The sequence below is a fragment of the Sphingopyxis sp. genome, assembly GCF_035998905.1.
Taxonomy (GTDB): Bacteria; Pseudomonadota; Alphaproteobacteria; order Sphingomonadales; family Sphingomonadaceae; genus Sphingopyxis.
This window is the reverse complement of sequence record NZ_DASYHG010000015.1, coordinates 271,983-292,650: the sequence shown is the minus strand read 5'-3', so window position 1 is coordinate 292,650 and position 20,668 is coordinate 271,983. Positions and strand designations below refer to the sequence as shown.

25 protein-coding genes and 1 riboswitch are annotated in these 20,668 nt (G+C 68.4%); of the genes, 8 read left to right on the top strand and 17 right to left on the bottom strand.

Going from position 1 to position 20,668, the window contains the following annotated elements; all coding sequences use genetic code 11:
- On the bottom strand, positions 1 to 726 hold the full coding sequence (locus VGN62_RS06855; protein WP_327452142.1) for a hypothetical protein: 726 nt from the start codon (positions 724 to 726) through the stop codon (positions 1 to 3).
- A 240-nt stretch (positions 727 to 966) separates the two neighbouring features.
- On the opposite strand from VGN62_RS06855, the gene VGN62_RS06850 reads away from it, so the two are divergent.
- The 5 genes from VGN62_RS06850 to VGN62_RS06830 all read left to right on the top strand — a co-directional run bounded on the left by VGN62_RS06850 (position 967) and on the right by VGN62_RS06830 (position 3,755).
- Complete coding sequence (locus VGN62_RS06850) at positions 967 to 1,350, top strand: hypothetical protein (protein WP_327452140.1); 384 nt, start codon at positions 967 to 969, stop codon at positions 1,348 to 1,350.
- A complete protein-coding gene (locus VGN62_RS06845) occupies positions 1,347 to 1,640 on the top strand; it encodes a hypothetical protein (RefSeq protein ID WP_327452138.1) in 294 nt (97 codons plus the stop codon). Before VGN62_RS06850 ends, VGN62_RS06845 begins: the two co-directional genes overlap by 4 nt.
- 13 nt (positions 1,641 to 1,653) lie before the next feature.
- Positions 1,654 to 2,652, top strand: a complete 999-nt coding sequence (locus VGN62_RS06840) for a L,D-transpeptidase (RefSeq protein ID WP_327452136.1) — start codon at positions 1,654 to 1,656, stop codon at positions 2,650 to 2,652.
- On the top strand, positions 2,649 to 3,251 hold the full coding sequence (locus VGN62_RS06835; RefSeq protein WP_327452134.1) for a hypothetical protein: 603 nt from the start codon (positions 2,649 to 2,651) through the stop codon (positions 3,249 to 3,251). The genes VGN62_RS06840 and VGN62_RS06835 overlap by 4 nt, the downstream gene beginning before the upstream one ends.
- Before the next feature lie 99 nt (positions 3,252 to 3,350).
- Positions 3,351 to 3,755, top strand: coding sequence for a PRC-barrel domain containing protein (locus tag VGN62_RS06830; protein ID WP_327452132.1), 405 nt, complete (start codon positions 3,351 to 3,353; stop codon positions 3,753 to 3,755).
- On the opposite strand, the gene cobU is transcribed toward VGN62_RS06830, so the two are convergent.
- The 14 genes from cobU to VGN62_RS06760 form a co-directional block, all read right to left on the bottom strand.
- On the bottom strand, positions 3,736 to 4,254 hold the full coding sequence (cobU, locus tag VGN62_RS06825) for a bifunctional adenosylcobinamide kinase/adenosylcobinamide-phosphate guanylyltransferase (protein ID WP_327452130.1): 519 nt from the start codon (positions 4,252 to 4,254) through the stop codon (positions 3,736 to 3,738). The two genes, VGN62_RS06830 and cobU, sit on opposite strands and share 20 nt — an antisense overlap.
- Positions 4,251 to 5,708: a cobyric acid synthase gene (locus VGN62_RS06820; protein ID WP_327452128.1), complete on the bottom strand. Its 1,458-nt coding sequence runs from the start codon at positions 5,706 to 5,708 to the stop codon at positions 4,251 to 4,253. The genes cobU and VGN62_RS06820 overlap by 4 nt, the downstream gene beginning before the upstream one ends.
- Entirely contained in the window at positions 5,696 to 6,634 is a 939-nt protein-coding gene (gene cbiB / locus VGN62_RS06815; protein ID WP_327452126.1) for an adenosylcobinamide-phosphate synthase CbiB, read from the bottom strand. Before cbiB ends, VGN62_RS06820 begins: the two co-directional genes overlap by 13 nt.
- Entirely contained in the window at positions 6,627 to 7,595 is a 969-nt protein-coding gene (locus VGN62_RS06810) for an aminotransferase class I/II-fold pyridoxal phosphate-dependent enzyme (RefSeq protein ID WP_327452124.1), read from the bottom strand. The genes cbiB and VGN62_RS06810 overlap by 8 nt, the downstream gene beginning before the upstream one ends.
- Positions 7,592 to 8,311 (bottom strand): adenosylcobinamide-GDP ribazoletransferase, encoded by a 720-nt coding sequence (locus tag VGN62_RS06805; RefSeq protein WP_327452122.1) that lies wholly within the window; start codon positions 8,309 to 8,311, stop codon positions 7,592 to 7,594. The genes VGN62_RS06810 and VGN62_RS06805 overlap by 4 nt, the downstream gene beginning before the upstream one ends.
- Positions 8,308 to 8,877, bottom strand: coding sequence for a histidine phosphatase family protein (locus VGN62_RS06800; RefSeq protein WP_327452120.1), 570 nt, complete (start codon positions 8,875 to 8,877; stop codon positions 8,308 to 8,310). Before VGN62_RS06800 ends, VGN62_RS06805 begins: the two co-directional genes overlap by 4 nt.
- On the bottom strand, positions 8,874 to 9,890 hold the full coding sequence (gene cobT / locus VGN62_RS06795; RefSeq protein ID WP_327452118.1) for a nicotinate-nucleotide--dimethylbenzimidazole phosphoribosyltransferase: 1,017 nt from the start codon (positions 9,888 to 9,890) through the stop codon (positions 8,874 to 8,876). Before cobT ends, VGN62_RS06800 begins: the two co-directional genes overlap by 4 nt.
- Positions 9,887 to 10,294, bottom strand: a complete 408-nt coding sequence (locus VGN62_RS06790) for a DUF1636 domain-containing protein (protein WP_327452116.1) — start codon at positions 10,292 to 10,294, stop codon at positions 9,887 to 9,889. Before VGN62_RS06790 ends, cobT begins: the two co-directional genes overlap by 4 nt.
- Complete coding sequence (locus VGN62_RS06785) at positions 10,294 to 10,836, bottom strand: hypothetical protein (RefSeq protein ID WP_327452114.1); 543 nt, start codon at positions 10,834 to 10,836, stop codon at positions 10,294 to 10,296. The genes VGN62_RS06790 and VGN62_RS06785 overlap by 1 nt, the downstream gene beginning before the upstream one ends.
- Entirely contained in the window at positions 10,836 to 12,794 is a 1,959-nt protein-coding gene (locus VGN62_RS06780; protein ID WP_327452112.1) for a TonB-dependent receptor plug domain-containing protein, read from the bottom strand. Before VGN62_RS06780 ends, VGN62_RS06785 begins: the two co-directional genes overlap by 1 nt.
- Positions 12,795 to 12,936: 142 nt before the next feature.
- Positions 12,937 to 13,120: riboswitch (cobalamin riboswitch) on the bottom strand.
- Positions 13,121 to 13,172: 52 nt separating this feature from the next.
- Positions 13,173 to 14,642, bottom strand: a complete 1,470-nt coding sequence (locus tag VGN62_RS06775) for a S41 family peptidase (protein WP_327452110.1) — start codon at positions 14,640 to 14,642, stop codon at positions 13,173 to 13,175.
- Between the two features lie 34 nt (positions 14,643 to 14,676).
- Positions 14,677 to 15,387, bottom strand: a complete 711-nt coding sequence (locus VGN62_RS06770) for an RlmE family RNA methyltransferase (protein WP_327452108.1) — start codon at positions 15,385 to 15,387, stop codon at positions 14,677 to 14,679.
- Positions 15,384 to 16,475, bottom strand: a complete 1,092-nt coding sequence (locus tag VGN62_RS06765) for a Ppx/GppA family phosphatase (RefSeq protein ID WP_414713252.1) — start codon at positions 16,473 to 16,475, stop codon at positions 15,384 to 15,386. Before VGN62_RS06765 ends, VGN62_RS06770 begins: the two co-directional genes overlap by 4 nt.
- Positions 16,476 to 16,666: 191 nt before the next feature.
- The gene (locus tag VGN62_RS06760; protein ID WP_327452104.1) at positions 16,667 to 17,068 is read right to left on the bottom strand and encodes a glycine zipper 2TM domain-containing protein; all 402 of its coding nucleotides are present in this window, start codon (positions 17,066 to 17,068) and stop codon (positions 16,667 to 16,669) included.
- Positions 17,069 to 17,229: 161 nt separating this feature from the next.
- Here VGN62_RS06760 and VGN62_RS06755 point away from each other — a divergent pair, with 161 nt between their 5' ends.
- The gene (locus VGN62_RS06755; RefSeq protein ID WP_327452103.1) at positions 17,230 to 18,228 is read left to right on the top strand and encodes an esterase-like activity of phytase family protein; all 999 of its coding nucleotides are present in this window, start codon (positions 17,230 to 17,232) and stop codon (positions 18,226 to 18,228) included.
- Positions 18,229 to 18,264: 36 nt separating this feature from the next.
- Here VGN62_RS06755 and rpmB read toward each other — a convergent pair whose 3' ends face one another.
- Positions 18,265 to 18,558 carry a 50S ribosomal protein L28 gene (gene rpmB, locus VGN62_RS06750; protein ID WP_093509717.1) on the bottom strand — a complete coding sequence of 98 codons (294 nt, stop codon included), beginning with the start codon at positions 18,556 to 18,558 and terminating at the stop codon, positions 18,265 to 18,267.
- A 139-nt stretch (positions 18,559 to 18,697) separates the two neighbouring features.
- Here rpmB and tadA point away from each other — a divergent pair, with 139 nt between their 5' ends.
- On the top strand, positions 18,698 to 19,153 hold the full coding sequence (tadA, locus tag VGN62_RS06745) for a tRNA adenosine(34) deaminase TadA (RefSeq protein ID WP_327452101.1): 456 nt from the start codon (positions 18,698 to 18,700) through the stop codon (positions 19,151 to 19,153).
- Here tadA and VGN62_RS06740 read toward each other — a convergent pair.
- Positions 19,150 to 19,851: an NAD-dependent deacylase gene (locus VGN62_RS06740; RefSeq protein WP_327452100.1), complete on the bottom strand. Its 702-nt coding sequence runs from the start codon at positions 19,849 to 19,851 to the stop codon at positions 19,150 to 19,152. The two genes, tadA and VGN62_RS06740, sit on opposite strands and share 4 nt — an antisense overlap.
- A gap of 84 nt (positions 19,852 to 19,935) precedes the next feature.
- Here VGN62_RS06740 and dapB point away from each other — a divergent pair, with 84 nt between their 5' ends.
- Positions 19,936 to 20,664, top strand: coding sequence for a 4-hydroxy-tetrahydrodipicolinate reductase (dapB, locus tag VGN62_RS06735; protein WP_327452099.1), 729 nt, complete (start codon positions 19,936 to 19,938; stop codon positions 20,662 to 20,664).
- Positions 20,665 to 20,668 lie beyond the last annotated feature (4 nt).

Below are 20,668 nucleotides of genomic sequence, written 5' to 3'. Positions count from 1 at the left end.
CTAGTCGCCGACGACCACGACGTCCGGAATCTCGTAACGCTCGGTTCCGATCGAAATCAGGTTGAGATCGGAATCGCGTCGCGATCTGATCTGCGCCTTCGCCGAACCGTCGGCCTGGTTGGCGTCGAAGCCGGTCGGCTTGCCCGCGGTGTCGAAGAAGATCGCGCGCTGTCCGCCGCCCGGCCAGAAGATCGTGACCGTCGCGCTGCCGTCGGCCGCACGCACGACCCCGAAACGGCATTCGGTGGTCGGTTGCCCGGCACTGCGCGCGCATGGCACGGTCCCGGTGGCGTTGAAGTTCGTTCCGGCGACGAGCGCATCGCCCCCCTCGTCGCTTACCTTGCCGGCGGGCGCGGCGACCGGAGGGGTCATGCCGGGCGCGGCCTCGCGCGCGGCCGGGACCGAAATCAGCGTCACGCCATCGACCTCGCCCACGACCGTGCCGGCTATCGTCGTGATCGCGCTGGCGGCGGGATCGCCGGGGCGGCCGGGGCAGCCCACGAGCGTCGCTGAATCGTCGAGGAAATTGGAGGTCGCCGCGGATTCACCGACGCGGCGGCACGGCGCGCCGGGGGCCGGATAGCCGTCGCCGACGGTGACAAGCGATGCGGGCCAGGCGAAATCGTCCGCGGGTTTCTTCGCGTCGGGATTGCCCGACCCGCAAGCCAGCAAGGATGCGATGGCGAACGCCGCGAGAAGGGTGGGAGCGGATTTCCGGACGGTCATCATTGTCCTCCTCGAAACGCGATCGGGCAACATATGAACAGCGGACAAGGCCGGGAAAAGCGATGTTTTCGCCCCCTATCTCCCACTGTTCATCGCTTTTGCAAGTTTCGATTCAATGATACATGGATGGAAACCGGTTGCAAGTTCAAACCCGGCCCCAGCTATACTGAATCTGTTCGTACCGACTGCATGAACTGCCGGTCCCTGATGTGAGGAGAAAAGGTGATGAGGAAGACCTTGATGACCGCTGTCCTGGTTGCCGCGCTAGCCGTGCCGTCGCTGGCGCAGGCGCCGATCCGCACCGAGCGCGTCCAGTTTGCCAAGGGCGCTTCGTCGAAGGCGATCAAGGCGTCGATCAAAGGCTATCAGACGGTCGACTATGCGCTCGGCGTGCGGGCGGGACAGACGATGACGGTGTCGCTGACGACGAGCAATGCGTCGGCTTATTTCAACATCATCGCGCCGGGTGCCGACGCCGCGATGTTCACCGGGTCGACCGACGGCAACCGTGCCAGCGTCCAGATCCCGTCGAGCGGCGATTACAAGGTGCGCGTCTATCTGATGCGCAACGCCGCACGCCGGAACGAGACCGCCAATTACACGCTGACGATCGGCGTGAGGTGATCGTCTTTCGCGTGCTCGCGGCGCTTTATGCGCTGCTGTGCCTGATTGCGCTTCTGCTTGTTCCGGCGAGCATATATGGCTGGTTCGGCGTTGCGCAGGATCCGCTCGGCGGGGTGTTCGCGATCCTGCTCGCGCTGCCGTGGAGCGCCGCGCTCGGGCATTTGCCAACGCTGGGGACGGCCGCCACGATGATCCTGCTGGCCGCCGCGATGGCGCTCAATATGCTGATTCTACTCGGGATTGGCAAGCTGGTCGCGCGGTGGCGGCGCTCGGCGGGACCCGGGCTTTAAGGGGAGGATTTCTTTGGCATTGCACCTGATCCCGTTCGGCCTGTTGGCGCTCTCGGTCGCTCTCCCCGCGAGCGCGCTCGCGCAGGGCGCGCATACGACGTCTGCGGTCGAACTGGCGCGCGAGGCCGGCCGGCTGCAACCCGGTCAGTGGGTGTGGGCGCCCGAAATTTCGCCCAAGGGCCCGGTCCTCGTCGTCGTCGACCTGTCGGGGCAGGTCGCGACCGTCTATCGCAACGGCGTGCGGATCGGCGTCTCGACGGTATCGAGCGGGAAGCCGGGACACGAAACCCCGACGGGGGTGTTCACGATCCTCCAGAAGGACCCACACCATCGGTCGAGCAAATATAATGACGCGCCGATGCCCTATCAGGAACGGCTGACGTGGGACGGGGTCGCGCTCCATGCCGGCGGCCTGCCGGGCTATCCCGAAAGCCACGGCTGCGTGCACCTGCCGCTCGAATTTTCCAAACTTCTGTTCGCGACGACCCAGCTCGGCGGGACGGTGATCGTCAGCGGACGCGCGGGTGAACCGATCGGCGGGGCTTCGGCGGGTGTCTTCAGCCCGGCGGGCGACCGGCGCGGGACCCATATGCCGCTCGCCGCCGACGAAAGCTATCGCTGGCAACCCGAATTGTCGCCGACCGGGCCATTGACGATCATCCTGTCGCGCAGCGACGGGCGCGCGATCGTGATGCGCAACGGGATCGAGATCGGCCGCGCGCGCGTCGAACTGCCCGACCAGAATTTCGAGACGCATGTGCTGACCTATATCGCGGGCGCGGGCGGTGCCGAGGGCCATTGGGCCTATGTCGCCGTCCCGGGGCACGACGGCGATCAGGGGCGGCCGCTCGACATGAGCATCGCGGGCAAGGCGCGGATTCCCGAAGCCTTTCGCAAGGCGGTGCTAGGGGTGGTTGTGCCGGGGACGACGATGCTGGTGACGCAGGCGCCCGTGCTGCCCGCCTCCACCGGCGGCAAGCTGACGGTGCTCGCGAGCGAAGAAGCGAAATGACGCGCGCGCCGCGCATCGCCGGCCTCGCGCTGACTTTGCTGGTGGCGTTGCCGGCGTATGGGCAGCCCGCGGCGGTGCCGCCGCCGCCCGACCAACCGGTCATCGATTGCGCGCGCCCCGTCTATGCGATCGACACGATGATCTGCGACGATCGCGACCTCGGCGCGGCCAATAGCGAGATGAACGGCTTGTTGTCGCGGGTGTCGTTCGCCGGGTTCGACCCCGACCGGATCGAGCCGCAGGCGGACTGGGTGCGGCGCCGCGCGCTTTGTGCGTTCCAGTCCGACGGACGCGCCTGTGTCGCCGGTGCCTTTGCCGAGCGCCTTGCGATATTGCGGGTGCTTCGCGGTCCCGGCGCGGCGAACGCCGCGAAGGCGCAGTGCAGCGGCGCGGGCGGTGCTGAAGATCTGACGGTCGAGCGCTACCCGCCCGCAATCGTGCTGCGCGACACCGGAGGCCGTGTGCATCTCGTCGCGGTGGCGCCGGGGGCGTCGTCGTGGCGTCCCTTCGTCGCCGTCGAACGCGACGCGGGCCGGCAGCTTGTGATGAAGGCGAAGGCGGCGCGGATCAGCTGCAAGATCGCGCGACACGCCCGATAGGCGGGGATGCATCGATCGATCCCGCGAAATCGGGGTCTTCCGGCGGGCAACCACCTTTGGGGTCGCACGTTGACCCGGTGATTGTGAAAGGAAAACAGGATGCGAAATCTCTTTCTCCCGCTCGTGCCGCTGGCGCTCGTCGCGGCGTGTACCGACAAGAATGATGCCGCCGAGGACAAGATGGAGCGCACCGCCGAGAAGAGTGCGATCGCCGCGGGGCCCGCTCCCGTAGCCCTCGGCCTCAGCGAAGCGCAGCTCCTCGATGCCGAACTGATCGGCAGCGACGGCACCGAACTGGGCGACGTCGCCGCGGTGGTCAGGGATGCGGGCGGCACGGTCGACCGGCTGCTGGTCGAAATCGAGGACAGCCATCCCGACCGCTTCGTCCATGTCCCGGTCGCGGGTCTCAAGACGCTCGTGCGCGGCGATGACACCGACCTGTCGACGACGATGACCAAGGCCGAACTCGCCGCCTTGCCCGAGGTCAAGCTTCCCGCGCCTTGAGCGTGAGGGGGAGCCCGGCGGTGAGCAGCACGACTTCGTCCGCCGATGCGGCGACCGCCTGGTTGAGCTGTCCCGCCGCATCGCGGAACTGCCGGGCGAGCGCATTGTCGGGGACGATGCCCAGCCCGACTTCATTGGCGACGAGGATCAGCGATCCCTTGAAACGGCCGATCGCGGCGCAGAGTTCGGCCGCCGCAGCGGGGATGTCGGCATCGGCGAGCAACAGGTTCGACGTCCAGAGCGTGAGGCAATCGACGAGCACCACCGCCCGGCCATCGTCCAGCGCACCGATCGCGGCGGCGAGGTCGCGCGGCGCCTCGACGGTGCGCCAGCGCGCGTCGCGGTCGGCGCGGTGCTGCGCAATGCGCGCGTGCATCTCGTCGTCGAACGCTTCGGCGGTCGCGACGAAGACGAGGCTTCCCCCCATGGCCTCGGCGCGGGCTTGCGCATAGCGGCTCTTCCCTGACCGCGCGCCGCCGATCACGAACAGCGCGGTCATGCGCCCGCCTCCGCGACCCGCAGCAGCCCGTCGATGTCGGCATGTTCGGCGAATTCGGCGGCGATCGCATCGAGCGCGGCATCGACGTCGGCGGCATAGTCGCGCCCGCCGCCCGCGACGCCGATCCGCGCGAGCATCGCGCGCCGCATGCCGGACGATGCGAACAGGCCGTGCAGATAAGATCCGAACACATGGCCGCCCGGATCGATCGCGCCGTCGTGCGTGCCGTCGTCGAGCCGCGCGAAAGACCGCTCGATGCCTGGGCCCGTGGTTTCGCCCATATGCATTTCATATCCCTCCATCGCCGCACCGAGCGCGGTGCCGCGCACATGGCGCAGCGTCTTTGCCGGTGAGAGCGTCGTTTCGACGTCGAGCAGGCCGAGGCCGTCGATCTCGGCTGGCGCGCCTTCGAGTCCGAGCGGATCGGCGATCCGTCGACCGAGCATCTGGTACCCGCCGCAGAGGCCCACGATCAGGCCGCCGCGCCGATGATGCGCGAGGATGTCGATATCCCAGCCTTCGGCGCGGAGCGCCGCCATGTCGGCGATCGTCGCTTTCGAACCCGGCAGGACGACGACTGCGGCCTCGGCAGGGATCGGCCGGCCCGGCGGCACCATCATCAGTTCGACCCCGGGTTCGAGCTTCAGCGGGTCGAGATCGTCGAAATTCGAGATGCGCGGCACGATAGGGCAGGCGATCAGCTTGCGCCCCTCGCGCGGGTCGGCGGGGCGTTCGAGGATCACCGCATCCTCGCTCGGCAGGCGCGCGGCGGCCTTCAGCCAGGGGATGACGCCGAAGCCGGGCCAGCCGCTGCGCGCCTCGATCGCGCGATAACCGTCGTCGAACAGCGCGGGGTCGCCGCGGAACTTGTTGATCAGGAAGCCGCGGATCATCGCGGCGTCTTGCGTATCGATCACCGCGCGCGTCCCGACGAGCGAGGCGATCACGCCGCCGCGGTCGATATCGCCGATCAATATGACGGGGACGTTCGCGGCGCGCGCGAAGCCCATGTTCGCGATATCGCCCGCGCGCAAATTGATCTCGGCGGGCGACCCCGCGCCCTCGACGATCATAATGTCGCATTCCGCGCGCAGCCGGTGATAGCTTTCGAGCACTTCGGTCATCAGCGCGCCGCGTGCTTCGCGGAAATTGCCGCTGCCGAGCGTGCCGCGCACGCGGCCGTGGACGATGAGCTGCGAGGTGCGGTCGGCCTGCGGTTTCAGCAGCACCGGGTTCACGTCGCTGTGCGGCTCCGTCCGGCACGCGATCGCCTGCAGCGCCTGCGCGCGCCCGATTTCGCCGCCGTCGACGGTGACCGCGGCATTGTTCGACATATTCTGCGGCTTGAACGGCCGGACGCGAAGGCCGCGATGGGTCAGTGCGCGGCACAGCGCGGCGACGAGCACCGACTTGCCGACGTCGGACCCGGTGCCCTGTAGCATCAGCGCAGCCACAGCGCGGCTCCCGCGATCAGCCACAGGAGCAGGCAGGCGCGCACATAGACGGCGAGCGCGCGGTCGATTTCCTCGCCGCCCGCGTCGCTGCCGCCGTCTCCGATCCAAGGCTTGTCGTGCATCACCCCGTCATAGGCGATCGGCCCCGCGAGCCGAAGCCCCAGCGCGCCCGCCATCGCTGCCTCGGGCCAGCCCGCGTTGGGCGAAGCATGTTTGCGCGCGTCGCGCCACAGGATGCGCCACCCGCGCCCGCCCGCGAGGCAGATCAACGCGCCCGACAGCCGCGCCGGAATCCAGTTGGCGAAATCGTCGGTCCGCGCGGCGGGCCAGCCGAAGGCGCGCCAGCGCTCTTCGCGGTGGCCGATCAGGCTGTCGGCGGTGTTCGCCGCCTTATAGGCCCAGACGCCGGGCAGGCCGAGGAGGAGGAGCCAGAACAGCGGCGCCGCGACGCCGTCGCAAAAGCTTTCGGCGAGGCTTTCGATCGCCGCGCGCGCCACGCCGGCTTCGGCGAGCGTCGCGGTGTCGCGGCCGACGATCATGCCGACGGCGGACCGCGCGCCCGGCAGGTCCCCTGCGTCGATCCGCTCCACGACCGCGCGGACATGGTCGAACAGGCTGCGCTGCGCGAGCGCAGGCCAGGCGAGGATCGCGACACCGATCCAGCCCCACGCGCCGAAGGCGGCGAGCAGCAGATATTGCGCGGTCCAGCCCAGACCCGCCGCGACGAGAAGCAGGATGAGCAGGGTCACGATACCGAGCGCGCGCCGCGCCGCGAAGCGATATTCGTGCCGGTTCCACCGCGCTTCGCAAGCGCCGATGATGCGCGCGAACAGCCCGACCGGATGGCCGAAGCGTTCGTAGAAGCGCCTCGGCCATCCGAACGCCGCGTCGAGCGCGAGCGCGGTAAGCGCGACGGGTTCAGCCATCGGCGAGCGCCGCGTCGAGGCGGGCCAGCGCATCGGCATCGGCCGGAAGGCCGAGGCGCAGCCAGCGCGGCTGGTCGGCGAAGGGACGGGTCAGGATCGCGCGCCGGGCGAGCCGCTCGAACAGCGCATGCGCATCGTCGACCTCGATCAGGCGAAAGAGCGGGCAGGCGCCCACCGGACGATGGCCCCGGCGAACCATCATTGTGTCGAGTGCTGCCGCGTCTTCGCCAAGGCGCTGCCGCGCCGCAGCGATCCAGCCGGCGTCGGCATAGGCAGCGGTGCCGATCGCGATCGCCGCTGCCGACAAGGGCCACGCCCCCAGCCGCTCGCGCAGCGCCGCGACAAGAGCCGAAGGGGCGAGGACGAAGCCGAGCCGTACCCCGGCAAGGCCGAAGAATTTGCCGAACGAGCGGAAGACCACGAGCCGCCGAGTGTCGCCCACCGACGCCGCGATGCTCGATGCCGGGTCGGCGTCGGCAAAGGCTTCATCCACCAGCAGCCAGCCGGTGCGGCGTTCGAGCAGGTCGTGCATCGCGCCGGCGGCGAGGGCGCGGCCGTCGGGATTATTCGGATTGGCGAGGATCAGGTGGCCCGCGGGATCACCTGCGTCGGGCCAGGTGACCGCCGCGCTACCCGCGACCATCGCACCATGCGTGCGATAGCCGGGGGCGACATGTTGCGCGGGTCCATCGACCAGCGCACCGACGAGCCGCAGCCCGATCTCGGTCCCCGGCACCGCGCAGACGTGGCGCGCATCGACGCCGAAATGGCCGGCAGCAACGGCTTCGAGCCGCGCGAGATCCTGCGTGTCGGGCAGTCGCTGCCAGTCGAATTCCATGCTCGCGGCATCCGGCCAGGGGTGCGGGTTGATCCCCGTCGACAGGTCGATCCAGTTATCACCGCCGAAACGATGTTTCGCGGCTTCGAGCCCCCCACCGTGCCAGGTCCAGGGGTTACTCATGCGAGATGCGCCAGCAGCAACGCCGCGGCGAGCAGCAGGCTTTCGCCGATCTCGATCCCCGCGCCGTGCCCGTCGCCCGAAATCCCGCCGATCTTGCGCGAGAGCCACCAGCCCCAGAGGAGGAAAACGAGCGGCGCGACGAGCAGCGACGGCGAAGCCCATGCTGCTGCGATGAGCGCGAGGCCCCAGATCAGGAAATCGAGCGGGCGCACGGCGTTGCGGAATCGCGAGCCGAGCCCGGCGTGGAGGTCGGGAAGCGCGCGCGACCAGACGAGCGGGCCGATCCGCGCGGCAAAGGGTATGAGCGCGATGGCGACGAATGCCTGCCGGTCGAGCAGCGCGTGGAGCAGCACGAGCTTGGCCATCAGCTGCAGCGCAATCGCTACCACCGCGAAGCTTCCGGCATGCGGGTCGCCGAGAACCGTGAGCAGCCGCTCGCGGTCCTTATGCGCCGCGCCGCTTGCGTCAGCGATATCGCCAAGCCCGTCGAGGTGGAGCGCGCCGGTGACCGCGACCCACAGGACGAGCGCAGTGAGCGCGCCCGTCCATGGATCGATCCGCGCGCCCGCCCAGCCCGCGCCGGCGACGAGCGCGCCGACGATCAGCCCGACGGCGGGAAACCAGCGCATCGACGCCGCGAACTCGTCGCTCGACACCGTCAAGCGCGGCGTCGGCAGGCGCGTCAGAAACTGAATCGCGACGATGAGGCCCTTCATGGATAGAGCCCCGCAATCTGCGCGCCCGGCCGTTCGCCCGGCCAGACACGGAGCGAAAGCAGCGACGCATAAGGGAGGTCGAACGCCCAAAGCTGGCGCTGGTCGAACCCGCACAGCATGTGGAGCGCGGCACGCATCGCGCCGCCATGGGTGACGATGAGGGTGGGGAGGGGAGATAGGTCGGCGATGGCGGCGGAGATGCGCGCGGTGAGCGCCGACCAGCGCTCGCCGCCCGGCGGCGGGTTTGCGTCGGGATCGTCCCAGAAGCGGCTGAGCGCGCCGGAGTCGAGCGTGCTCGCCGCCTTGCCGTCCCAGTCGCCGAAATCGAGTTCGCGCCAGCGCGGATCGACCGAAAGCGCGACGCCCGTCGCGGCGCCGATCGCTTCGCCGGCCGCGCGGCTGCGCCGAAGATCCGAGGCGACGAGTTTTTCGATGCCGAGATCGGCGGCTTGTGTGACGCAGGCCGCGATGCCGTCGGCCGTCGGGACCCCGTCGGTGCGGCCCATCAACAGTCCCGGGGTTTCGGGCGCGCCGTGCCGCAGCAGGTGGAGCGCGAAGCCGCTCACAGCGATGCCGAAACCGCAGCCTCGGCGAAAGTCGCCATCCTGTCGTGCGCGGCGAGCGCGCTGCGGACGATGTTCGTGGCGACTGCCGCGCCGCTGCCTTCGCCGAGCCGCATGTCGAGCGCCAGCAGCGGGTCGAGGCCGAGCCGACCCAGCAGGCGCTTGTGCCCCGGTTCGGCCGAGCAATGACCCGCGAGGCAATGATCGGCGATCGCGGGATTGTCGGCGGCGAGGGGTGCGATCGCCGAGGTGCAGATGAAGCCGTCGAGCAGCACCGGAATGCGGAGCTGGCGCGCGCGCAGGATCGCGCCCGCGATCGCGGCGATCTCGCGTCCGCCGACGCGGCGTAGCGTCTCGAACGCCGTGCGTGGGGCGTCCGCGTGGAAAGCAATCGCCCGGTCGATCACCACCGCCTTGCGCGCGACGCCATGGCCGTCGATCCCCGTGCCCGGCCCCGCCCAATCGGCCGCGCTGCCGCCAAGGCTGCGCGCGCAGAGCGCGGCGGCGGCGGTCGAATTGCCGATGCCCATCTCGCCCAGCACGATGAGGTCGAGGTCGGCGTCGACGACCGCGGCGCCGCGGTTCAGCGCGTCGAGGCATTCGGCCTCGCTCATCGCCGCATCGACGGTGAAATCGGCGGTCGGCCGGTCGAGGTCGAGCGCAACGACGGAAAGCTCCAGCCCCGCGGCGTCCGACAGCGCGTTGATCGCGGCGCCGCCGGCCGCGAAATTGGCGACCATCTGCGCGGTGACGCTCGGCGGAAAGGCGCTGACGCCATGGACGGTGACGCCATGGTTGCCCGCGAAGATCGCCGCGCGCGCGCGGGAAATTTTCGGCCGCGCCTTGCCCTGCCAGCCGGCGAAGAAGACCGCCAGTTCCTCGAGCCGTCCCAGCGAGCCGGCGGGTTTGGTCAGTTCGCCTTGCCGCGTCCGTGCGTCGCTGGCGGCTGCGTCATCGGGTTGGCGCAAGTTCGCGAGCGCGAGTTCGAAGGCATGGGCGGAGGCAAAGCTGGTCATTCGGCGACAAATCCTGGTGGCGGGGTGCGCGTGATGAAATGCCCTTTGACCCCTTCGGGCCAAAGCGAAAAGGGGACGCGGCCATGCTCGCTCGCGGCATAGTGGACCGCATAGTCGAGAATGGCGCGCGCCGACGCCTCGTCGCCGGTGAACCGACCAAGGACATATCCGACCTTGTCGGGTGCGCGCAGGTGAACGGTGCAATGATCCTGGCACGCGAAGAGGCACGCCATTTCCTGCACCGCGATGCTCGCGTAGCGCGGTTCGTCCTGCTTGAGCTGTTTCAGCGCCGCGACCAGCCGCGCGCCACCGCGCACGCCTGTCGCGTCGTCCCGGGACGTGCGGCTGTGGCGGCAAGTGTTGCACACCACAACCGCCGGACCCGGGTCGACGCGCGTCAGCATCAGGCGGCTGCCGCTTTCGGCGGCGCCGGGACCCCGATCGCGACGAGCGCGCGATACAGGGCGTAGAGCCCGATCAGGATCGCGCCGTTCCGCACGAACTGTTCGGCGAGGAGGTCGGGCGCCATTGCGGTGTGCAGCCCGCCGAGGAAGAGCGCCCAGACGAGGATAATCGCCTTGAACGCGGAGAACCCCGCTGCATAGGCGAGGCCGAGCCGCGCCGCGACCGAACGGTAGGGGAGCGCCTGCAACGCCGCATGGCTGGCGAGCGCAGATCCCACCGCCGCGGTGCCGAGCCCGACGCCCCACGCGAGCGTGCTTCCGTCGCGCGGATAACCGAGCAGGAAGAAGCCGACGAACTGGCTCGCCACCCACGCCAGCAGCATCAACAGGATGCCGTCGCGGCGGCGCATATGCACCGCCGCGAGCGCCGCGAGCGACGGAAAGGGCGTCGCGCAGCCCAGCGCGAGCGTCGTCACCGTGCTCGCCGCCGTCAGCAACGACACCCAGAGCGCCGACGCGCCGCGCTGCGACAGTACCGCCATCAGAAGCGCCCCCTGATACCGGCGTAGATGCTGCGGCCGAGCGAGCCATAGCGGAACGCGGTCATATATTGCTCGTCGAAGATATTCTCGGCGCGCGCGAAGAGCTTCACTTCGTCCGACAGCGCGAACTCGGCGCGCAGGTCGACGAGCGTATAGTCGTCGAGCCGCTGGGCGTTGCTCGCATTGTCATAGCTTTTGCCCGACCAGCGCACCGCCGCACCGAGTTCGAGCCCGAAGTCGAAGCCATAGCTTGCCGAGGCATTGGCGGTGTTGCGCGGACGGCGCGGCAGCCATTTGCCGAAATTGGCGGTACCCGGCGACCGATCCTCGGCGACGATCCAGCTGTAATTGCCATCGAGCTTCAGCGCGCCGAGGGTCAGTGCGGCGGTGGCTTCGACGCCGTGCGCCTCGCTGCGCGCGACGTTCGAATAATAGCCGAAACGCCGCGTCGTCGGGTCGCCCGGCACGAAACACATCGGGTTGGTCGTGGTCGACGAACAGCTGTTGTAGATGATCTGGTTTTTCGTCTTGCGGTCGAACCAGGTCGCGCCGACGACGAATTTGCGGTCGAACAGATATTGTTCGATGCCCGCTTCCCAGCCATGCGCCTCTTCGGGGTCGAGCCCGACATTCCCATATTCGCTGAACTGCTGGTAGAGTGACGGCGCCTTGAATCCTTCGCCATAGCTCGCGCGCAGCACCGTACCGGTCGACAGGCGCCACACGCCGCCCGCAGCGAACAGCGTCTGGCTGCCAAAGCTGTCGTGATCGTCGTAGCGGACGCCGCCGTTGAGCGTGAGGCCGTCCACCGGCTCAACGCTGAGCTGGCCATAGACGCTCGTCAGCTCGGCCTTGCCGCGCGCGAAGGCGGGCAGCGGCGTGGCGAGCGAGGCCGCGGGCGAACGGCTGCGGAAATCCGACCGCTCATTCTCCGCCCCGAAGATCGCGGTGATGCGGTCGGTAAAATCGAAGCTGCCCTGATATTCCCAGCGCTTGTTCTTGCCGTCGGCCTCGAAGCTCTGCGGACGCGCGCGGTCGGGGTTGAAATTGTCGCGGTTGGTGTCGGTATAGGCGTAAGCGACGCGGTTGCGGAAGCGCCCGCCCGCGAGGTCGAAATTGAGCCCCGCATAGCCGACGAACTCCTTGTTGAGCCCATAGTCGTTGCTGTCGACGTTGAACCCGTCGAATTCGACGCGGCCGCTCGAATAATAGCCGCGCACATCGACGCTGACATTGTCGGCAAGCGCCAGTTCGGCGCGGCCCGACACGCTGTGGTTGCGATAGCCGTCGCGCTCGACCCCGCCGAACGCCTTGGCGTGCGACGAAATGCCTTCGGTGGTGAAGCGTTGGCCGCCGATGCGCCAGCTCAGGGGGCCAGTGCGGCCGCCGATGGCGGCGCGCGCGTTCACCGTCTCGCGCGATCCGGCCTCGAGATCGAAGCTGCCTTCGAGGCTCTTTTCGGGCGAGGCGGTCACGACATTGACCACGCCGCCGATCGCCTGGCTGCCCCACAGGATCGACTGCGGCCCGCGCAGCACCTCGATGCGCGAAATGTCGCCCGCGAGCAAATTGGTGAAGTTGAAGCCGCCGCCGGTCGAGGACGGGTCGTTGAGCTTCACCCCGTCGATGACGACGACGCTATGCTCGGATTCGGCGCCGCGGATACGCAGCGAGGTCGACGTGCCGTACCCGCCGTTGCGCGAGATGCTGATGCCCGGCGTGCGGAGCAGGAGTTCGGTCACGCCGATGTCCTGCGCGCGGTCGATCGCTTCCTTGTCGAGCACCGCGATCGACGAGGGCACCTCGTCGAGCGTCAGCGGCGCGCGCGTTGCGGTGACGATGATGCTGTCGCCATCGGCGGCGACGGCGTGCGCGGTCGTCGCTTCGTCGGCGGCCGCGGCGGAGGAGGCCGCGACGGCGGCAAGGCAGATCGAACTTCGGAAAATCACTTTGAACATTGGGTACCCCATCGACAAGGCAGCCCACGCGCACGGTCGATGCGGTTGTCCCGGGGACGCACGCCATCGCCCGCGCCCATGCGCAGCCAACTTTGTCGTCATGCGGGTTCACCCCCGTCCGCCCGGCACACCCTGTCCGGTCGAAAGACGACGGCGACGGGCAGGTCTCCTGGCTTGCGGGTCAGCGCCGGTCGGCCGCCTTCTCGGGACCGGAATCCCAATGGCAAGTGGCCGATGGCTCGCCGCGTACAGTTGCAGGGGCAGCCGGGGTTTTCCCGTTCCCTCTTCGTCCCCGTCGCCGGGGAACCTGTCGCTTGCCGCGGCCGTTAGCCCGATTTCCGGGGCGCGGTCAATTGCTGCGATGCAGCAGGGCGTTCGTCAGAACAGCCCCGGCAGGTCGCGCTGCGCTGCGTTCGGGCGGTCGGCCATCAGCATTGCGGGCCGCTCGGGCGCCAGCGAGCGGCTGCTGCGCGCTGCTGCGCCGGCGCTCGCGTCGGCGATGCGCGTGGTACAGGCAGTGCCCGAAAGGAAGCCGATCGCCGCGCGCACCGATGCTTCGCGGGGATCGCCGAGCGGCAGGCTCAGGTCGTCGTTCGCGGCGCAGCTGTTCGCGATCTTCGGCGCCAACCCGTCATAATAGTCGCTGGCGCCGGCCGAATTGGCGGTCGCAAAGGCGACCACGCGCATCCGGTCGTCGCATTCGGCGCGATCGAGCGCGATCTGGCCGACGGGCTTGCCATAGGTGTTGGCGCCGACGAGCGTCATGTTGGTACCGAGATAGGGCAGCATCGAATTGATCACCAGCTCGCTCGCCGATGCGGTCGATCCGGTGCCGATGAAGGCGATGCGTGTCGGTGCGATCGATTCGGGTTGCGCCGCGAAATAGCGCGTTTCATTGTTCGCCGACGCCTTCGACGGCCGGAAGACCATCTGCGAGAAAACCTCGCTCGACGTGCGATTGCGCCCGAGCAGGTCGCCCATCAGCCCGGCGGTCGAAACGAGCCCGCCGCCATTGTAGCGGAAGTCGATGATGACGTCGGTCACGCCCTGGTTCCGGAAATTCAGGAACGCCGTGCGAAGTTGCGGGTCGGCGGACGAGATGAAGGTGCGCAGGTTGATATAACCGTAATTCCGCCCGCCCTCGTTGATGATCTTTGCGCCATAGCGGTCGGAAACGGGGTCGAGCGAATAGTCGGCCTTGGCCACCGTGACGTCGCGCGTGCCGGCGGCGTCGGTGATGCGCAGCACGCGGCTCACGCCCGGGTCGTTCGGGCCGAGCGCGGTGGAGAGCCCCGCGGTCCCTTCGGACGCGACGATGCTCGATACGCTGCGCACAGTGCCGGCGGTCGTGCCGATCCCGACGATCGCGGTTCCGCGATCGATGCCTGCGGCAAAGGCGGGGGCGCCTTCATAGGCCTCGGCGATGACGATCCGCTGGTTCACCGCGTCATAGGCGAGGCGAACGCCGAAACCGGCGCTCGATCCGTTGGCGTAGAAGGCGTTCTCCTCGGCGATCGAGGTGATGTAGGTGAAGAAACGGTCCTTGTTCAGCGCCCGCGCGGGCGCAACGAGCGCGTCGATATAGGATTGGACGGTGCCGTGGTTCGCCGGATTGACCCCGCTCGCGACGTCGTTCGGGAACAGATACCATTCGTCGATCACCGCCTTGGCGAAGGACTGACGTGCGGAAAGGCCGCAGTTGGCGGTCGGGGTCGGCGTCGGGGTCGGGGTGGGCGGAACGGTGACCGGGCCGCCGCTTCCGAGGCTGCCTTCGCCGCCTCCGCCGCACGATGCCAGCATCAGCGCCGCCAGCGTCACGGCCGCGACCGACTGCCTCGACTTGCCCATCAATATTCTCCCCCGGATACGACCCATTCGCGTGCTATTCCGTCTGCGCTTCCGCCCCGTCGCCGCGGCCCTTGAAGCCTTGCGCGATCACATAAAGTTCGGGCGATCCCTTGCGGCTCGCCGGCGGCTTGGCGTGCTTTACCGTCGAAAAATGACGTTTGAGTAAAGTCAGCAGTTCGCGATCGGCGCCGCCAGCGAACACCTTGGCGACAAAGGCGCCGCCGGGCAGCAAATTCTGCACCGCGAAATCGGCGGCGGTCTCGGCCAGCCCGATCGTGCGGAGGTGGTCGGTCTGCGGATGGCCCACGGTGTTCGCCGCCATGTCCGAAATCACCAGATCGGGGGCGCTGCCGAGCGCCTCGATCAGCGCGTCGGGCGCGGCATCGTCCATGAAATCCATCTCGAGGATCGCGACGCCCTCGATCGGTTCGCAGTGGAGCAGGTCGATCCCCGCGACGCGCGCGCGCGGGTTCGCCTTGCGCACAACCTGCGACCAGCCGCCGGGCGTGATGCCCAGGTCGACGACCGCGCGCGCTTTCTTGAGGAAACCGAACTTGTCGTCGAGCTCGATCAGCTTGTACGCGGCGCGCGAGCGATAGCCTTCGGCCTGTGCGCGGCGGACATAGGGGTCGTTGAGCTGGCGTTGCAGCCAGCGCGTCGACGACACGCTGCGCTTGCGTGCGGTCTTGACGCGCACGTGCAGGCCGCCCCGGCCGCCGCCACCTTTTCCGCCGCCGCCGCTCATTTGCGATACTCGCGGCGGGTGACCGGAATGTCGCGGCCCTGCACCGCGAGGCAGCGCAATATGCCCTCGCGGATGCCGCGGTCGGCAACACCGACGCGCGCCGCGGGCCACAGGTCGATGATGCTTTCGAGGATCGCGCATCCGGCGACGACGAGGTCGGCGCGCTCGCGGCCGATGCACGCGATCTCGGCGCGGTCGGCGATGCTCGCGTCGGCAAGGCGTCGGCTGATGTCGCGCATCGCGTCCGACGGGACGACGAGCCCGTCGACCGCGCGACGGTCGTAGCGCGGCAGGTCGAGGAAAACGCTGGCGAGCGTGGTCACCGTGCCGCTGGTTCCGAGCAGGCGCAGCGGCTGGCCCGCGAAGCGTTCGGCGCGCCCGGCAAAGGCGGAAAAGGCCTCGCGCGTCACTTCGCGCATATGCGCATAGGCGGCCTGGCGCCCGGCAAGGCTGTCCTCGGGCAGCGGGGCGTGCTCGGTCAGCGACACGACGCCCCACGGCACGCTGATCCAATCGTGAATCTTGACGTCATGGTCGGACACGTCGACGTGCATCAGCTCGGTCGAGCCGCCGCCGATATCGAAGATCAGCGCCGGGCCGTCGCCGGGCTCCATCAGGTTATGGCAGCCGAGGACGGCAAGGCGCGCCTCTTCGGCGGCCGAAATGATGTCGAGGACGATGCCGGTTTCGCGGCGGACGCGCTCGGCGAGTTCCTCGCCATTGGTCGCGCGGCGGCATGCTTCGGTCGCGACCGCGCGCGACAGCGAAACGTGACGACGGCGCAGCTTGTCGGCGCAGATTGCGAGCGCCGCGACGGTGCGGTCCATCGCCGCATCGCTGATCTTCCCGGTGCCGTGCAGGCCTTCGCCGAGCCGGACGATGCGCGAAAAGGCATCGATGACGACAAGCTCGCCATTTTGCGGGCGCGCGATCAAAAGCCGGCAATTGTTGGTGCCAAGGTCGATCGCGGCATAGCTGCGCGGCCGGTTGACCGGCATCGGGCGCGCATCGCCGCCCGCCTTATTTCGTCCTTTTACCGCCGGGCCGGGCCGCGGCGGTCGCCTCGATGGCGCTGCCATTTGCCGCATGGCTATTATTACCTGTCTGCTCACGCGCCCGCAAAACCGCGAGCGTGCACTTGGCGGCAAACCTAGGCTTCCCCGGCCTTTATGGCAAGCTTCTCCTCCCGCGGCGGCAGGGCGCAAAGAAAACCCCGCCCGGCGCGGGGCCGGACGGGGTGAAAGGGGGAGAGGAAATTGTTGGGGGTCGGGACTGCCTCTTAACGGCAGCCGTCATTCCCCTTGTCGATCGCGCGGCCCGCGATGGCGCCGACGGCGCCGCCGATGATCGTGCCGACCGTGCGGTCGCCGCGACCGGCGATTTCATGACCGGCAAGGCCGCCCGCGATCGCACCGATCACGGTGCCGCCGGTGCCCTTGTCGCACTGGCGATAGTTGCGGCGGTCGCCACGGTAGTAGCGGCGGTCGTTGCGATAATCGCGGCGGTTGTCGCGGCGATAGTCGCGGCGGTCATAGCGACGGTCGTCGCGATCATAGCCGCTGTAATAGCTCGAATAGCCGTCCCGGTCGTAATAGCCGTTCTGCGCCGCGGCGGGAGCCGCCATGCCCAGCGTCGCGGTGGACATCAGGGCGGCGATCGAGAGGGTCACCATCTTTTTCATTGTCGTTCTCCTTCGTCGTCTTCGGCCCGACTGGGCTTTGTCGATGAAACGGTTTTGCCCGATTCGCATTGAGCGAAGCCTGAACATGGTTGTTGGCCAATGTTCAGCTTTCTGCGGTGAACCGCTTTTCTTTCGGTCGGCGGCGCCCTAACCCCGCGGCGATGCGCCGCCTGCTCCTCGCCGCCTTGATCTTCCTTGCCGTCGGCCCGGTACCCGGCGCCGTGATCCGCTATCCGCAGGAAGATCTGACCCAGAGCGCTGCGGCGCGCGCGCTGGTCTTCGCGCCCGAAACGGGCGGTTCCATGCGCTTTGTGCGCGGCTGGCGCCTCGTCAGTCCGCACGACCGTTTCGGGGGTTTTTCGGCGATTGCCCGCACCGCGCCGGGGCGGTTCCTGCTGATCGGCGACAATGGCTATGCGACGCGCCTGTCGCTCGATTCGCGCGGGGCGGTTTCGGGCGTGTCGATCCGCGCACTGCCGACGATCGACGGCCGTCCGGCGCGCAAGGCGGCGGCCGATACCGAGGCGATGTTCATCGACGCGGCCAGCGGCAAGATCTGGGTCGCGCTGGAGGTGGTCAACGAGGTCTGGCGTCTCGACGCGGGGCTTTCGCAAATCGAATCGCGCCGTCCCTTGCCCAAGCCACGCTGGCCCCGCAATCGCGGGCCCGAGGCGATGGTGCGGCTCGCCGATGGGCGGACGGTTATCTTTTCGGAGGATGCCGACGACGACCCGCGCGGCCGCGAAGGGTTGATCTACACCGGCGATCCGGCGGCGCCCGGCCCGGCTCCGATTCGCTTCTTTTACGATTCGGCGGGGCGCGGGCTGGTCAGCGACGCCGCTGCGCTGCCCGACGGGCGAATCCTGCTCGTGCACCGGCGGCTCGGCTTCAATCCTGTTTTCACGACGATCCTTGCTGTCGTCGACCCGGCGGACATAAAGGCCGGCGCCGTCGTGCGCGCGCGAACGATCGGGCGCGTGCCGCGGCCGCTCGCCGAAAATTACGAAGGCGCGGCGATCTCGGTCGAGGACGGCAGCACCTTCCTCTGGCTCGTCGCCGACGATAATTTCAATGTCTGGCAGCGCAGCCTGCTGCTCCAGTTCGAGCTGGCCGACCTGCCGCCCAAAAAGGCGCCGGACAGCAAAAAGGCGGCCCGGTAACCCGGCCGCCTGATTGCGTCAGCGATTCGAAAGCGCTTAAGCGGCCTTTTCGGCCAGCTTCTTTGCGACTTCCTTCTTCACCTTGCGTGCGCCAGCCGACAGCTGGTCGTCGCCGGCCTTGAGCAGCCAGTTGTCGAGGCCGCCATTATGCTCGACGGTGCGCAGGCCGTGGGTCGACACGCGCAGCTTCACGCCCTTGCCGAGCGCGTCCGACAGCAAAGTCACATTCTGCAGGTTCGGCAGGAAGGTGCGCTTGGTCTTGTTGTTGGCGTGGCTGACATTGTGGCCAACCTGGCGGCCCTTGCCGGTCAGTTCGCAGATGCGCGACATCGTCTTCGTCCTCGTCAAAAAAATTCGGATCGGCGTCCGGGCACTTCCCGCAAAACGGGTAGAACAGGACCGGAGTGAGCCGGGAAAGGCGCGCGCTTATCGGCTTGCCGGAGATTCGTCAAGCGAATAGGGCGCTTTTATGCCCTCGTTCCCGCTCCCCGAACCTATGCGCCGCGCGCTCGATCTCGCGCGTATCGCCGCCGAATGGGGCGAAGTGCCCGTCGGCGCGGTGATCGTCAAGGACGGCGCGATTATCGCGGAGGGGCATAACCGCCCACGCGAATCGCACGATCCGACCGCACATGCCGAAATCGTCGCGATTCGCATCGCGGCGGCAAAGCTCGGCAACGAGCGGCTCGACGGGTGCGACCTCTATGTCACGCTCGAACCCTGCGCGATGTGCGCCGGCGCGATCGCGCATGCCCGGATCGCGCGCCTCTATTATGGCGCCGAAGATCCGAAGGGTGGCGCGGTCGTCCACGGGCCGCGGACCTTCGCGCAGCCGACGATCCATCATCGGCCCGAAGTCTATGACGGGATCGGCGAAAGCGAAGCCGCCGCACTGCTTCGCGACTTCTTCTCGGCGCGTCGCTAACCGATCATTTCCTCGACCCACTGCGGCACCAGCCGTGTCGCGGGGCCATGGCGTGCCTCGTCGAACCAGTGGCTGCCCTGGCTCGGCTCCATATTGAGTTCGAGCGTCCGCGCGCCCGCGGCGCGCGCCTCGCGCACGAAGCCGGCGGCGGGATAGACCGCGCCCGACGTCCCGATCGAGACGAACAGGTCGGCACGGTTCAGCGCGTGGTAGATATCGTCCATCCGGTACGGCATCTCGCCGAACCAGACGATGTCGGGGCGCAGATATCCGACCATGCCGCACGCGCTGCACGCGGGGCGATCGAGCAGCGGTCCCGTCCACGGGCTCCGCGTGTCGCATGCGGTGCACCAGGCATTGAGATGTTCGCCGTGCATGTGGATCAGCCGCTTCGCGCCCGCGCGTTCGTGGAGGTCGTCGACATTCTGCGTGACGATCAGCAATTCGCCCGGCCACGCCGCGTCGAGCCGCGCCAGCGCTTCGTGCGCCGCATTGGGCGCCTTGGTCTGGATCGCTTCGCGGCGCATGTCGTAAAAGCGCAGGACAAGGTCGGGGTCGCGCGCAAAGGCCTCGGGCGTCGCGACATCCTCGACGCGGTGCTGCTCCCACAGGCCGCCGCCGTCGCGAAATGTGTCGATGCCGCTTTCGGCCGAAACCCCGGCGCCGGTCAGGATGACGATATTCTGGATCGGGGACATGCTATCCTGTTCTTCTTGATTCGGGGGCGCCAGCCGCTAGGCGAACGACAGCGTTCAGCATGACGGGGGCAGGAAAGGCAAGCCATGACCAGCATCGGCATTATTGGCAGCGAAGGGCGGATGGGCGTTGCGCTCGCCGCCGCCATATCCGAAGCGGGGCAGCGCCATTGCGGCGTCGACCGCGGCGGCAATGTCGTGGAGCTCGCGAGCGAGAGCGACGTGCTCGTCGATTTTTCGTCGCCCGCAGCGCTCGAAGCGACGCTCGACGCCTGTGTCGCGGCGCGCAAGCCGATCGTCATCGGTACGACGGGGCTCGAGGAGCGCCATCATTATCTGATCGACGATGCGGCACGCGACATCGCGGTGCTCCAGACGGGCAACACCTCGCTCGGCGTCACCCTGCTCGCGCATCTGGTGCGCGAGGCGGCGGCGCGGCTCGACCCCGAATATGATATCGAGATCGTCGAGATGCACCACCGGATGAAGGTCGACGCGCCGAGCGGTACCGCGCTGCTGCTGGGGCAGGCGGCGGCCGAGGGACGTGGGATCAACCTCGCGACATGCTCCGAGCGCGGCCGCGACGGCGTGACCGGTGCGCGCGGCCATGGCAAGATCGGCTTTGCGAGCCTGCGCGGCGGCACCGTCGCGGGCGACCATGACGTGATCTTCGCGGGTCCCGAGGAGATGATCACCCTCGCGCACCGCGCCGAAAACCGCATGATCTTCGCGCGCGGGGCGGTGCGCGCGGCGCTGTGGCTGCTCCGCCAGAAGCCCGACCGCTATACGATGCCGCAGGTGCTGGGGCTGTCGTGACCGC